Genomic DNA, 12,893 nt, shown 5'->3' with positions numbered 1-12,893 from the left:
CGGATGAAGCGGGAACGATCTCCCGCTTCGATGGCAACTTCTTGTTTGTCATGTAAATCCTCCCGGGGCATATTGTCCCCTATTCGGAAGTCCATGAAACCCGGATCATCTCAACCTGACCCCAGCTTTGTGACCCCAGCTTTGGGGTGAGGTGCAGCTTGTCGGCATGGACCGGCGTTGCGCCGCGTGGCCACGGCCAGGCATCGCGCCGCGCGCGCAGCTGCATGCGTATCGCGGCCGACGGCCACAGGGCCAGGAACAGACGCGAAGTCGATTGCTGGCCCATGATCTTCTTTTAGAAGCAGTGCTCCGGCGCCGGGAAGCTGCCGTCCTTCACGGCCGCGACATAGGCCATGACGGCCGCGTCGATGCTGGTCTGGCCGTCCATGAAATTCCTGACGAAGCGCGCCTTGCGGCCCGGGAACACGCCCAGCAGGTCGTGCATCACCAGCACCTGGCCCGAGCAATCGGGACCGGCGCCGATGCCGATGGTCGGCACCGACAGCATCTCGGTGACCTCCTTGCCCAGCGCGGCCGGCACCGCCTCGAGCAGCACCACGGCCGCGCCGGCCGCCTGCAGCGCCAGCGCGTCGTTCTTCAGGCGCTCGGCGCCTTCGCCGGTCTTGCCCTGCACCTTGAAGCCGCCCAGCTGGTGCACGAATTGCGGGGTCAGGCCGATGTGGGCGCACACCGGAATACCGCGCTCGACCAGCAGGCGCACGGTGTCGGCCAGCCAGGCGCCACCCTCGATCTTGACCATGTGGGCGCCGGCGCGCATCAGCTGCACCGCGCTGTCGTAGGCCTGCTGCGGATTGCCGTAGCTGCCGAAGGGCATGTCGGCCAGCACCAGCGCGTTCTTGTTGCCGCGCGCGACCGAGGCCGTGTGATAGACCATGTCCGCCACCGTCACCGGCAGGGTCGAGTCGTGGCCGGCGCAGACCATGCCCAGCGAATCGCCGATCAGGAGGATCTCGACACCGCAGCGGTCCATCAGCGAGGCGAAACTGGCGTCGTAGCAGGTCAGCATCGCGATCTTGTCGCCGGCTGCGCGCTTGGCGAGCAGCGCGGGAACGGTCACGGCCTTCGGCAACGCGGGCACCGGCGTCGGCACCGTGGCGGCGCCGGTCGAGGCCATATCCTTACCCTGCAAATAAGAGCTCATACAAATCCTTTGGTAAAACTGGAACGTCCAGATTCGCGTAGTGTAATGCGGCGCCCGCGAACCTGCAGGCAAATGGTCATGAACGGAAGATGAAGTAGACGGCGCCGACCAGGCACAGGCCCGCCCAGACGTAGTCCAGCTTGAATGGTTCGTTCATGTAGAACATCGCGAACGGCACGAACACGGTCAGGGTGATCGCCTCCTGCATGATCTTCAGTTGCGCCAGCGAGAACTGGGTATGGCCGATGCGATTGGCCGGCACCTGCAGCAGGTATTCGAACAGCGCGATGCCCCAGCTGATCAGGGCCGCCACGTACCATGCGCGGTGCTGCAGGCCTTTCAGGTGGCCGTACCAGGCGAAGGTCATGAAGACGTTCGACAGGATCAGGAGGCCCGTGGTCTGGGCCCAGACGGGCAGGTTCATGGCGTGCGCTTTCTACGCGAGCTTGGCGATGGTCTGGCCGGCCACCAGCGCCGCGAAATTGCGCGCCGGGCCATGGCCGGGAATGTCGATGTCGGGGGCGATCTCGAGCAGCGGCTGCAGCACGAAGGCGCGTTCATGCATGCGCGGATGCGGCACCGTCAGGGTCGGGCTGGCGATGACTTCGTCGCCGTACAGCAGCAGGTCGAGGTCGAGCGTGCGCGGCGCGTTGTGGTAGGGCCGCTCGCGGCCATGGGCCTGTTCGATGTCCTGCAGCGCTTGCAACAGGTCGTGGGGCGCCAGCGTGGTGTCGAGGCAGGCCACGGCGTTGATGTAGTCGTCGCCGCTCGAATCGATCGGGGCGGTGCGGTACAGGCTCGAGGTGTGCAGCAGCGTGCTGCCGCCCTGCCGTGCCAGGCGCGCCAGCGCGTCGAGCACGTTCGCCTGCGCATCGCCCAGGTTGGCGCCGATCCCGACCCAGGCCTTCATTCCTCGCTACCGCCCGCTGCCGGAGCCGGGGTGCCTTCGCCACTGGATTTGCGCGGACCGCGACGCGGACGGCGCTTCTTCGGCGCGCCGTTGGCGGCGCCGCCTTCGCGCTCGCGCGTGCTGGCCGCAGCCACCAGGCGCTCGCGGTCGCCGCCTTCGGCCGCATAGAACTCGGTCCACCATTCGCCAACTTCGGCCGGCAATTCTCCCGAGGCGCAGCGCAGCAGCAGGAAGTCGTAGCCAGCGCGGAAGCGCGGGTGCTCCAGCAGCTTGTACGGCGCGCGGCCGGCGCGGCGCTCGAAGCGCGGCTGCATGGCCCAGATGTCACGCATATCGGTGGCGATGCGGCGCTGCAGGGCCAGGTTCTCGGTCTGCGTTTCGAGAACGGCGTCGGCCGCCAGGTGCAGCGCGGGAATCGGCGACTCGCCGGCGGCGCGGTAGGCGGTCCATTTTTCCAGCACCTGGTGCCACAGCAGCGACGCGAACAGGAAGCCGGGCGAGACGCCCTTGCCGGCTTTGACGCGCGCGTCGGTGGAGTCCAGGGCCAGGGTCACGAACTTCATGCCAATCGGCTGCTCCAGCACCACGTCCAGCAGCGGCAGCAGGCCATGGTGCAGGCCGGCCGAACGCAGCTCCTTGAGGCAGGCCAGTGCGTGACCCGACAGCAGCAGCTTGAGCATCTCGTCGAACACGCGCGCCGCCGGCACATTGTCGATCAGCGGGGCCATGACGGGGATCGGCGCGCGCGTGGTCGGCTCGATCGTGAAGCCCAGCTTGGCCGCGAAACGCACCACGCGCAGCATGCGCACCGGGTCTTCGCGGTAGCGCGCCTCGGGCATGCCGATGATGCGCAAGGTCTTGGCGCGGATGTCCTCGATGCCGCCGTGGTAGTCCAGCACCGACTGGGTGGCCGGATCGTAGTACATCGCGTTGATGGTGAAGTCACGGCGCGCCGCGTCTTCGTGCTGCGGACCGAAGCTGTTGTCGCGCAGGACGCGGCCGTGTTCGTCCTTCGGCGCGTTGTCGCTGCCGTTGCCACGGAAGGTGGTCACCTCCAGCAGGTCCTGGCCGAACATCACGTGCACGATCTGGAACCGGCGGCCGATGATGAAGGCGCGCCGGAACAGTTTTTTGACCTGCTCGGGCGTGGCGTCGGTGGCGATGTCGAAGTCCTTGGGCTTCACGCCCAGCAGCAGGTCGCGCACGGCGCCGCCGACGACGAAGGCCTTGAAGCCGGCTTCCTGCAGGGTTTGCGTGACGCGGATCGCGTTGGACGAGACGTTCTTGGGATCGATGCCGTGTTCGGCCGGGCCGAGGATGGTCGGTTCGGTGGCGTCGCGCTGGTCTTTCACACCCAGGATTTTACGGATGAATTTTTTAATCATTGAATAGTTGGATGGTTGGCCAGCCCTGTTGCTGCGCGTAGCTCGCGAGCGCGGCGCTCGGATTGGTCGCGACCGGATGGGAGACGATGGACAGCAGCGGAATGTCGTTGTGCGAATCGCTGTAGAAATGGCTGCGGCCGAAGCTGCCGAACGGCTGCCCCAGGCGTTCCAGCCAGGCGTGCATATGCGTGATCTTGCCGGGGCCCGAGGTTGGCGTGCCGGCCAGGCGTCCGGTGAGATTGCCGTCGGCGTCGCGCTCGGGCATGGCCGCGATATGGTGCTCGACGCCGAAGGCGGCCGCGATCGGCGCCGTGATGTAGTGGTTGGTGGCGGTGATGATCGCCACCAGGTCGCCGGCGGCCTGGTGCTCGCGCACCAGCTTCAGGGCTTGCGGCTTGATCGCGGGCTCGATCACTTCGCGCATATAGCGCGCGTGCAAAGCCTCGAGCTCCAGGCGGGGAAAGCCCGCCAGGGTGCCGAGCGCGAACTCGAGGTATTCGACCGGGTCGAGCACGCCGGCGTTGTACTGGGCGAAGAAGGCGTCGTTGCGGGCGCGGTAGGCATCGCCGTCGACCGCGCCGACCCGCGCCAGGAATTCGCCCCATTCGTGGTCCGAATCGAGCGGCAGCAGGGTGTGGTCGAGGTCAAACAGGGCAAGGTTTTTCATTCTTTGGGTTCAAGCGGCAGGTTCTCTTGCAACAGCAGGTCGCGCAGCAGGGGCAGCGTGACCGGGCGCTGGGTCTCGAGCGAATACTGGTCCAGCGCGTCCAGCATGGTCGACAGGGAACGCATGTCGCGTTTGAAGTGAGACAACAAATAGGGTAACACGCTGGCCGACAAGGTCAAACCGCGCGCCTCGGCGGCGTGCGTCAGCGCTTCGATCTTCTGGTCGTCCGACAGGCCGTGGATCTGGTACACCAGGCCCCAGCCCATGCGGGTGCGCAGGTCTTCGCGCACCTGCAGCACGGCCGGCGGCACCGGCCCGGTGCAGACCATGTAGGCGCCGTGCTCGCGGATCTGGTTGAACAGGGCGAAGGCGTCGATCTGGCGCTGCGGGCTCAGGCGGTCGCAATCGTCGAGCAGGTAGAGCGTGACCTCTGGCGCGTGCAGGAAATCGGCGGCAGGCGCGTCGGCCGCGATATAGCGCGACGCCGGGCTGGCCGCCAGACCCTGCAGCAGGTGGGTCTTGCCGGCGCCGGTATCGCCCCACAGATAGGCGAAGTGTTCACGCGAGCTGCGCTCGGCGAACAGGTGCATCAGGTGCGCCATCTCGGCATTCGCCCCCACCTGGAAGGTGTCGAGGCTCTGGGCCGGTTCGGCGCCTAAATCGAGCACCAGCTGTTTCATGGCGTGGGCCGTTTCATGCCTGACGTGAGGAAAAATGGCATGCCAGTAAGGTCAAGTTTCGCTGTTATATTCGTTAAACGGGATATTGGATGAACCGTTTTGCTAAAATAGTGGATTGACCAGTTTCGCCGGTCGCCTCCTATTTTACCGCCTCCGCTGCCAAATACCATGAGCCAACCATCTAATGTTTCTCTCTCCTACCGCGACGCGGGTGTCGACATCGATGCCGGCGACGCCCTGGTCGAAGCGATCAAGCCCCTTGCCAAGCGCACCATGCGCGAAGGCGTACTGGGCGGTATCGGCGGCTTCGGCGGTCTGTTTGAGATCAGCAAGAAGTTCAAGGAACCGGTCCTGGTCTCGGGCACCGACGGCGTGGGCACCAAGCTCAAGCTGGCGTTCGAACTGAATCGTCACGACACGGTCGGCATCGACCTGGTCGCCATGAGCGTCAACGACATCCTGGTGCAGGGCGCCGAGCCGCTGTTCTTCCTCGATTACTTTGCTTGCGGCAAGCTGGACGTGGCGACCGCCACCGCCGTGGTCTCGGGCATCGCCAAGGGCTGCGAAGAGTCGGGCTGCGCGCTGCTGGGCGGCGAAACCGCCGAAATGCCGGGCATGTATCCGGACGGCGAATACGACCTGGCCGGCTTCGCCGTCGGCGCGGTCGAAAAATCGCAGATCATCGACGGCTCAAGAATCGTGCCGGGCGACGTGGTGCTGGGCCTGGCCTCGTCGGGCATCCACTCCAACGGCTACTCGCTGGTTCGTAAAATCATCAGCGTCGCCAAGCCCGACCTCGAGGCCGATTTCCACGGCCGCAAGCTGTCCGACGTGCTGATGGCGCCGACCCGCCTCTACGTCAAGCCGCTGCTGGCGCTGATGGCTTCGATGGAAGTGAAGGGCCTGGTGCACATCACCGGCGGCGGCCTGGTCGAGAACATCCCGCGCGTGCTGCAGGATAACCTGACCGCGGTGCTGGACGCTTCGTCGTGGACCATGCCGCCGCTGTTCAAGTGGCTGCAGCAGCACGGCGGCGTGGCGGATGCCGAGATGCACCGCGTGTTCAACTGCGGCATCGGCATGACCGTGATTGTCTCGAAAGAAAACGCCGATGCGGCGTTCGCCCAGCTGGAAGCGGCCGGCGAGACCGTGTACCGCATCGGCGAGATCCGCGCCCGCGAAGAAGGCCAGGCGCAGACTGTCGTGCTGTAAGGGCAGGACTGCCGAAAGCAAGACGGGCGCACGAGGGCGCCCGTTATTCATTGCGCGCTGTCGTTATCGCGCCGCGCCGCTGCCGATGTGCCGGTCCAGGAATTTCTCGACCCGCTCCCAGAAATCGATACGGTTCTTTTCCAGCGTCCAGCCGTGGCCTTCTTCGGGATACTGGACCCACTCGACCTGCTGGTTGGTGCGCATGACCGCGTTGCGCAATTGGGTGCCGTGGTTGAGCGGCACCCTTTCGTCGACTCCGCCATAGGCCAGCAGCAGCGGCTGGGTAATGCGCGCCGCCTGCTGGATCGGCGAGGTGGCCTTGAAGCGTTCGGCATCCTTGATCGGGTCGCCCAGCATCTGCGGCAGGGTATAGGCTTTGAGCTCGTCCGTCGCATCCGAGCTGTACACCCAGCCGTTGTCGAACAGCAGTCCCAGGTCGGTGACGCCGACCCAGTTGATGCCGCACTTGTACAGATCGGGATCGTTGATCAGGCCCATCAGGGTGGCATAACCGCCATAACTGGGACCGGCGATGCAGATGCGCTTCGGATCGACGATGCCCTTGTCGATGGCCCAGCGCGCGCCGTCGGCGATATCGTCCTGCATCTTGAGTCCCCATTGCTTCAGGCCAGCCTGGAAGTGGTGGACGCCGAAACCCAGGCTGCCGCGGAATTCCGGTTCGAGCACCGCGTAGCCGCGCGAGGCGAGGAACTGCGATTGCTCATCCCAGCCCCAGGAGTTGCCGCGCACATAAGGGCCGCCGTGCACCAGCACCACCAGTGGCAGTCCGCCCGGCTTGGCGCCGGCGGGCAGGGTCAGCAGGGCGGGAATCTCGAGCCCGTCGCGTGCCTTGTAGCGCACGAATTCCTGGCGGCCCATCTGCGCGGGAACGATGCCGGGACGGGAGTCGGCGACCTTGTTCACTTGCCCGGTCTGGCGGTTGTACAGGTTGTAAAAGAGCGGGATGCGGTCAGAATACGAGGCCACCAGCGCCCATGGCGAATCGGCCTGGGCCGGCACCGACAAGACATTGATGGTGGCCGGCAGCGCCTTGTCGACGGCCGCCTGCAGGGTTTTCATGCCAGGATCGAACCATTCGTTCGACAGCGCATCGGTACGCAGCAGCATGCCCAGGATCTTGTCGCGGTTGACGATCAGGCTGCCGTCGACGTCGTAGCCGGCGGTGCTCAGCAGTGGCTCGGCGCCGAGCTTGCCGGTGGCCACGTCGTAGGCGTACAGCGAGAAGAACTTCTTGCCGCCGCGCGCCAGCACGTACAGCGTGCCGTCCGGCCCGAAGCCGACTGGTTGGATGGCGTTCTGGTCGTTGCCGAAGATCGCGTAGCTGGCCAGCTCGCGCCAGCTGCCGTCGCCGGGCTCGCGGTAATGCAGGGTGATGCGGCCGTCCTCGCTGGTGCTGGCCAGGCGCGGTTCGCCCTTGTGGTCGAGCAGCCAGCTTTTTGCATTGCCTGGGCGCGGCACGGCCTGGGTCGAACCGGTGCGGGTGTTCAGGCGCAGCAGATTCACGTAACGGACCTCGCGCTTCATGTCCAGGACTGGGCTAATGATATAGACGTGATCCGAATCCTGGGCGCCGCGCTGGCCCAGCATGAAGGTATTCCAGGGCAGCAGTCGCCGGCCCTTGGGGCTGCCGGTGACGATGCCGCCGCCGGTACGCTCGGCCAGTTGCACGAATTGCGCGCCGTCGCGGTCGACCGCGTACAGGCCGGGCGCCTTGCGGGTGTCGCCCAGACCGAGGCTGCGGTCGCGGGTATTGAAGATCAGGCGCTCGTTGTTGACCCACTCGAAATCGCCGACGTCGGCGTCGTTGTACGAGGCGACGATCTTGCCGCTGTTGTTCTGCAGGTCGATGACGACCAGGAAGTCGCGCTGCCCCTTGGTGCTGGAGCGCGCCGCCAGGTGGCGGGCATCGGGCGACAGCTTGGCGCCGCCGAAGGCGGCATTGGCGAAGAAGGCGGAGATCGGCGGTGGCGTGGGGGCGGCCGGCGCCTGGGCCAGGGCGGCCGGCGCGCCGCACAGCACGAACGCGGCCATGGCGGCGACGCGAACGGCGCGGGTAAAGACGAGCATGGTTTTTCCGTGAAAAGATCGTTGTTATATTGCCGATGTCGGCAAGAACGAGCCTAACATTCGTCGACCGTCTGGAATCTCATCAATTTTCACGGAAGGGAGCCGGTTGTCCTTCGATGATCGGCTACTCCGGTGCGCGGATATAGTCGACCATGCCCTCGCTGCCCCGGCTGGGCGGCGCGGTGAGCAGGCTGGCCACCACCACGGTCAGCATCCCGGCAGGCATCCCGAACACCCCGGCCGCCATCGGCAGGATGCCGAACCAGGCGGCATCCATGCTGCCGCCCAGGGCTGGACTCGTGCTCAGCATGTAGCAGAGGCAGACCGCGAAGCCGGCGAGCATGCCGGCGATCGCCCCCTGGTGGTTGGCGCGCTTCCAGAACACGCCCAGCACCAGCGCAGGAAAGAGCGTAGAGCCCGCGAGCGAGAACGCCGCAGCCACGAGCGACAGGATGTCGGCCGGCTTCTGCGACGCCACGTAGGCGGCGATGAACGCCACCCCCAGCAGCAGCAGCTTGGAAATCGTGACCCGCTTCTGGGTCGAGGCGCTCGGGTTGACCATCTTGTAGTAGACGTCGTGCGACAGCGCATTGGAGATCGCCAGCAGCAGGCCGTCGGCGGTCGACAACGCCGCCGCCAGGCCGCCGGCCGCGACCAGGCCCGCGATCACGTAGGGCAGGCCGCCGATCTCGGGCGTGGCCAGCACCAGCACGTCGGCGTCGATCGCGAATTCGGCCAGCTGCACGATGCCGTCGCCGTTGATGTCGGCCACGCTCACCAGCGGATTGGCTTTATCGACATTGGCCCAGTACGAGATCCAGGTGGGCAGCGCCGAGAAGTCGCTCCCCACCAGCGAGGTATAGATGTCGTACTTGGCCAGCACCGCCAGCGCCGGAATCGTCAGGTACACCAGCAGGATGAAGAACAGGGTCCAGAACACCGAGACCCGGGTGTCGTTAACCGACGGCGTGGTGTAGGCCCGCATCAGGATGTGAGGGAGCGCCGCGGTGCCGAACATCAGGCAGAACACCACGGCAAGGAAGTTGTTACGGCGCTTATCCGATTCTTCTTTCGTGGCGCCGGGGAAGGGCTGTGCGTGCGGTTCGGGCGGCCGTGCCCGCGCCAGGTTGGCGTCGCGCCGCTCGCTCCATTGCGAGCGCGCCTCGTCCACCGAGTTCGGATAGGTGGCCAGCGTGCGCTCGGCCTGGCGCACCTCGTTCAGCGAGGCATTGCGCGCGCGCGCAGCCGCCAGCTGGTGCTGGGCTTCCAGCTTGCCGGCCTCCCACGATTCCGGCAGCGCCTCCAGCCGCGCCGCGTACTGCTCGGCGCGGCGGCGGAACTCGGCGCGCACCTGTTCTTCGCGCGGGTCCCTGGCCAGTTCGGCCTCGCGCGCGGTCAGCTTGGGCATCAGCGAGCCATAGGCCACCGCCGGGATCGGGTTGTCGGCGTGCTTGGCCGACAGCCACATGGTCGGAATCAGGAAGGCGACCAGCAGGATGATGTACTGCGCCACCTGGGTCCAGGTGATGGCGCGCATCCCGCCCAGGAACGAGCACACCAGGATGCTCGCCAGGCCCAGGAAAATCCCGACCGAGAAATCGACCCCGGTGAAGCGCGAAGCGATCAGGCCGACCGCGTAGATCTGCGCCACCACATAGGTGAACGAGACCAGGATGGTGGCGCCGACCGCCATTGCGCGCACAGGGCCGCCGCGTCCTCCGGCGCCGCCGCCGTAGCGCGCAGCCAGGAAGTCGGGCACGGTGTATTGCGCGAACTTGCGCAAATAAGGCGCGATCAGCAGCGCGACCAGCACGAAGCCGCCGGTCCAGCCCATGATGAAGGCCAGGCCGTCGAAGCCCTGGAGATAAAGGCCGCCGGCCAGGCTGATGAAGCTCGCCGCCGAGATCCAGTCGGCGGCGGTGGCCATGCCGTTGAACATGGCCGGCACGCGCCGTCCGGCGACGTAGTATTCGGTGACGCTCGAGGTGCGGCAGATCACGCCGATGATCGCGTACAGGGCGATGGTGGCGAACATGAACAGGTGGCCGATCCACAGGCGCGGCATGCCTTCCTGCTCGAGCAGGGCGACGGCGACCAGGAACAGCGCGAAGCAGCCGGTGTACCAGAGATAGTAGCGCGCCAGCTTGCTGAAATACGGTGGCTTGCCGCTCATCGTGGCGCATCCCCGGGCTTGGCCGCAGCATTCGCAGCCGCATCGCGGTCCAGCCGGCGCATGCGCCAGGCATAGAAGCCGATGATGGCCAGCGACACCAGCGAGGCGCCTTGCGCCGCCATGTAGAACGACAGCGGCCAGCCGAATACCTCGACACGCGCCAGCTCGCGCGCGAAGAACACGGTGCCGAAGCCGGTCGCCAGCCACAGCGCCAGCAGCAGCAGGGTCATCTTGCGGGTGCGTTCCCAGTGCAGGGCGTTGGCGGCGCGGCGGCGCGCCGCGTCGTCCTGGTGGGGGTCAAGGGGCGGCGTCGGGTTCATGGAGCGGAGGAGGGAAGGTCAGGCGGAACAGGCTGCCGGGGAAGCGCTTGGACTGGCTGCGTGGATTGTTGAAGATGTCGATCTCGGCGCCGTGCTGCTGGGCGATCTCGCGCACGATCGCCAGGCCCAGGCCGCTGCCCTGGGTATTGCTGCCCAGGATGCGGTAGAAACGCTCGAACACGCGTTCGCGCTCGTTGGGGGCGATGCCGGGGCCGGTGTCCTCGACCTCGAGCAGCGCCCGCTCGCCGTCGCGCCGCACGCGCACCGTGACGCTGCCGCCGGCCGGGGTGTAGCGCAGCGCATTGTCGATCAGGTTCGACAGCAGCTCGCGCAGCATCAGCGGCTGGCCGGCGATGACGACCGGGCCTTCGTCGGCGGCCGGCGGCTCGAAGCCCAGGTCGATCTCGCCCGCGAACGAGGCCTGCACCCAGTCCCGCACGGTCTCGCGCGCGAGCACCGGCAGGTCGATCCCGGCGAAGGCCAGGCCGGCCTGCGGCTGATTTTCGGCGCGCGCCAGCGCCAGCAGCTGGTTCACCAGGCGCGTGGCCGACTCCGAACTCTTGGCCAGCTGTTCCAGCGAGCGGTGGATCTCGGCCGGGTCGAGCTGGCGCAGGGCCAGTTCGGACTGCATGCGCATGCCGGCCAGCGGGGTCTTCATCTGGTGCGCGGCGTCGGCGATGAAGCGCTTCTGCATCGCCATCGATTCGCCCAGGCGCTCGAGCATGTCGTTGAAGGAGCCGACCAGCGGCGAGATCTCTTCCGGCACCTGGCGCGGATCGATCGGCGACAGGTCGTCCTGGGGCCGCGCGCGGATGCGCTGCTGCAGCTCGGCCAGCGGGGTCAGGCCGCGCGACAGCGCAAACCACACCAGCGCCAGGATCACCGGCAGGATGATGAACTGGGGCAGGATCACGCCCTTGATGATCTCGTTGGCCAGGTGAGCACGTTTGTCGAGCGTCTCGGCCACCTGCACCAGCGCAAGGGGAGGCAAATGAGGCGGCTCGAGCGGCGGCTGCGGGGAGCGTTCGTGCAGCGGGTCGAGGTTGATATAGGTGTAGGCGACCCGGATCGGCGTGCCGTGGATGCTGTCGTTGCGGAACTCGACCGCGCCGCTGCGCGCATGCTCGTCGGCCGCGTTGACCCGTGGACGCGGCAGGTCGCGGTCGCCGTCCAGCAGTTCGCCGTCGGGCCCGGCCAGCAGGTAATAGACGCTGTCGACGTCGTCGGCGCGCAGGATGTCGCGGCCGGACGGATGCAGCTGGCCGGCGGCCTTGCCGCCCACGCTGCGGATCTGCTGGCCCAGCACCGTGACCCGGTCTTCGAGCGCGTCGTCGAAGGGCTGGTTGGCGATCGACTTGGCGACGAGATAGGTGATGGCGATGCTCATCGGCCACAGCAGCAGCAGCGGGGCCAGCATCCAGTCGAGGATCTCGCCGAACAGCGAGTGCCGGATGTTTTCGTCCGGCTCGGGATTTGGCGGGACGTAGGTCGGCTCGGCCGTCGTGGCCGGGGTGTGCTCGGATCCGGCCGTGAAACCGGCGTCGCGTTCGTTCACCTGTCGGCGACGGTTGCCGCTGCCGTTCCTGCGGCGCGTTCGGCGGCGGCGCTTGCTGCGGCCTCGGAGTATTTCTCGAGGCAGTAGCCCAGGCCGCGCACGGTGGCGATGCGCACGCCGCCGACTTCGATCTTCTTGCGCAGGCGGTGCACGTAGACCTCGATCGCGTTGTTCGAGACTTCCTCTCCCCATTCGCACAGGTGGTCGACCAATTGTTCCTTGGATACCAGGCGCCCGGTGCGCGCCAGCAGCACCTCGAGCAGGCCGAGCTCGCGCGCCGACAGGTCGAGCATCTGGTCGTTGATGTAGGCGCTGCGGCCGACCTGGTCGTAGACCAGCGGGCCGTGGCGCACCACGGTCGGGCCGCCGCCGGCGCCGCGGCGGGTGAGGGCGCGCACCCGCGCCTCGAGTTCGGACAGGGCGAACGGCTTGGCCATGTAGTCGTCGGCGCCCAGGTCGAGGCCTTCCACGCGCTGCTCGACGGAATCGGCGGCGGTGAGGATCAGGACCGGCAGCAGCGAGGCGCGGGCGCGCAGGCGGCGCAGCACTTCGAGCCCCGACATCTTCGGCAGGCCCAGGTCGAGGATGAGCAGGTCGAACTCCTGGGTGGAGAGGGCGGTGTCGGCATCCTGGCCGTTCTTGACGTAATCGATGGCGTAGCCGGACTGGCGCAGGGATCGCGTCAGGCCATCGGCAAGTACGCTATCATCTTCGGCGAGCAGAATTCGCATAGTGGCACCT

At 66.8% G+C, this 12,893-nt stretch carries 12 protein-coding genes; 1 reads left to right on the top strand and 11 read right to left on the bottom strand.

The features are described from left to right. Nucleotides 1–295: 295 nt before the first annotated feature. The 6 genes from panB to hda all read right to left on the bottom strand — a co-directional run bounded on the left by panB (nt 296) and on the right by hda (nt 4,804). Nucleotides 296–1,162: a 3-methyl-2-oxobutanoate hydroxymethyltransferase gene (panB, locus tag J3U95_RS11205; RefSeq protein WP_370662060.1), complete on the bottom strand. Its 867-nt coding sequence runs from the start codon at nt 1,160–1,162 to the stop codon at nt 296–298. Between the two features lie 76 nt (nt 1,163–1,238). Next, a complete protein-coding gene (locus J3U95_RS11200) occupies nt 1,239–1,586 on the bottom strand; it encodes a DMT family protein (protein WP_005664942.1) in 348 nt (115 codons plus the stop codon). A gap of 12 nt (nt 1,587–1,598) precedes the next feature. Next, the gene (gene folK, locus J3U95_RS11195) at nt 1,599–2,072 is read right to left on the bottom strand and encodes a 2-amino-4-hydroxy-6-hydroxymethyldihydropteridine diphosphokinase (RefSeq protein WP_208278675.1); all 474 of its coding nucleotides are present in this window, start codon (nt 2,070–2,072) and stop codon (nt 1,599–1,601) included. After that, the gene (gene pcnB, locus J3U95_RS11190) at nt 2,069–3,457 is read right to left on the bottom strand and encodes a polynucleotide adenylyltransferase PcnB (RefSeq protein ID WP_208278674.1); all 1,389 of its coding nucleotides are present in this window, start codon (nt 3,455–3,457) and stop codon (nt 2,069–2,071) included. The genes folK and pcnB overlap by 4 nt, the downstream gene beginning before the upstream one ends. Continuing rightward, on the bottom strand, nt 3,450–4,124 hold the full coding sequence (locus J3U95_RS11185; protein ID WP_208278673.1) for an HAD family hydrolase: 675 nt from the start codon (nt 4,122–4,124) through the stop codon (nt 3,450–3,452). The genes pcnB and J3U95_RS11185 overlap by 8 nt, the downstream gene beginning before the upstream one ends. Next, on the bottom strand, nt 4,121–4,804 hold the full coding sequence (gene hda, locus J3U95_RS11180) for a DnaA regulatory inactivator Hda (protein ID WP_208278672.1): 684 nt from the start codon (nt 4,802–4,804) through the stop codon (nt 4,121–4,123). Before hda ends, J3U95_RS11185 begins: the two co-directional genes overlap by 4 nt. A gap of 168 nt (nt 4,805–4,972) precedes the next feature. Between hda and purM the strand changes: the two genes are divergently transcribed. Further along, the gene (gene purM / locus J3U95_RS11175; RefSeq protein ID WP_147935622.1) at nt 4,973–6,016 is read left to right on the top strand and encodes a phosphoribosylformylglycinamidine cyclo-ligase; all 1,044 of its coding nucleotides are present in this window, start codon (nt 4,973–4,975) and stop codon (nt 6,014–6,016) included. 63 nt (nt 6,017–6,079) lie between these two features. Here purM and J3U95_RS11170 read toward each other — a convergent pair whose 3' ends face one another. The 5 genes from J3U95_RS11170 to J3U95_RS11150 form a co-directional block, all read right to left on the bottom strand. Beyond that, nucleotides 6,080–8,104: a S9 family peptidase gene (locus tag J3U95_RS11170; protein ID WP_208278671.1), complete on the bottom strand. Its 2,025-nt coding sequence runs from the start codon at nt 8,102–8,104 to the stop codon at nt 6,080–6,082. Nucleotides 8,105–8,228: 124 nt separating this feature from the next. Then, nucleotides 8,229–10,277, bottom strand: a complete 2,049-nt coding sequence (locus J3U95_RS11165) for a sodium:solute symporter family protein (protein WP_208278670.1) — start codon at nt 10,275–10,277, stop codon at nt 8,229–8,231. Next, the gene (locus J3U95_RS11160) at nt 10,274–10,597 is read right to left on the bottom strand and encodes a DUF4212 domain-containing protein (protein ID WP_208278669.1); all 324 of its coding nucleotides are present in this window, start codon (nt 10,595–10,597) and stop codon (nt 10,274–10,276) included. Before J3U95_RS11160 ends, J3U95_RS11165 begins: the two co-directional genes overlap by 4 nt. Beyond that, complete coding sequence (locus J3U95_RS11155; RefSeq protein WP_208278668.1) at nt 10,575–12,152, bottom strand: sensor histidine kinase; 1,578 nt, start codon at nt 12,150–12,152, stop codon at nt 10,575–10,577. Before J3U95_RS11155 ends, J3U95_RS11160 begins: the two co-directional genes overlap by 23 nt. Beyond that, nucleotides 12,149–12,883: a response regulator transcription factor gene (locus J3U95_RS11150; protein WP_109346120.1), complete on the bottom strand. Its 735-nt coding sequence runs from the start codon at nt 12,881–12,883 to the stop codon at nt 12,149–12,151. The genes J3U95_RS11155 and J3U95_RS11150 overlap by 4 nt, the downstream gene beginning before the upstream one ends. Nucleotides 12,884–12,893: the final 10 nt, after the last annotated feature.

It is taken from the genome of Massilia oculi (assembly GCF_017582745.1).
GTDB classification, from domain to species: domain Bacteria; phylum Pseudomonadota; class Gammaproteobacteria; order Burkholderiales; family Burkholderiaceae_D; genus Telluria; species Telluria oculi_A.
Note: the sequence above shows the minus strand (reverse complement) of the source record. Positions and strands in the feature narration are given on the sequence as shown.

Coding starts and splice junctions, on each gene's coding strand:
- panB (WP_370662060.1), bottom strand. CDS start 1,162: ATGAGCTCTTATTTGCAGGGTAAGGATATGGCCTCGACCGGCGCCGCC.
- J3U95_RS11200 (WP_005664942.1), bottom strand. CDS start 1,586: ATGAACCTGCCCGTCTGGGCCCAGACCACGGGCCTCCTGATCCTGTCG.
- folK (WP_208278675.1), bottom strand. CDS start 2,072: ATGAAGGCCTGGGTCGGGATCGGCGCCAACCTGGGCGATGCGCAGGCG.
- pcnB (WP_208278674.1), bottom strand. CDS start 3,457: ATGATTAAAAAATTCATCCGTAAAATCCTGGGTGTGAAAGACCAGCGC.
- J3U95_RS11185 (WP_208278673.1), bottom strand. CDS start 4,124: ATGAAAAACCTTGCCCTGTTTGACCTCGACCACACCCTGCTGCCGCTC.
- hda (WP_208278672.1), bottom strand. CDS start 4,804: ATGAAACAGCTGGTGCTCGATTTAGGCGCCGAACCGGCCCAGAGCCTC.
- purM (WP_147935622.1), top strand. CDS start 4,973: ATGAGCCAACCATCTAATGTTTCTCTCTCCTACCGCGACGCGGGTGTC.
- J3U95_RS11170 (WP_208278671.1), bottom strand. CDS start 8,104: ATGCTCGTCTTTACCCGCGCCGTTCGCGTCGCCGCCATGGCCGCGTTC.
- J3U95_RS11165 (WP_208278670.1), bottom strand. CDS start 10,277: ATGAGCGGCAAGCCACCGTATTTCAGCAAGCTGGCGCGCTACTATCTC.
- J3U95_RS11160 (WP_208278669.1), bottom strand. CDS start 10,597: ATGAACCCGACGCCGCCCCTTGACCCCCACCAGGACGACGCGGCGCGC.
- J3U95_RS11150 (WP_109346120.1), bottom strand. CDS start 12,883: ATGCGAATTCTGCTCGCCGAAGATGATAGCGTACTTGCCGATGGCCTG.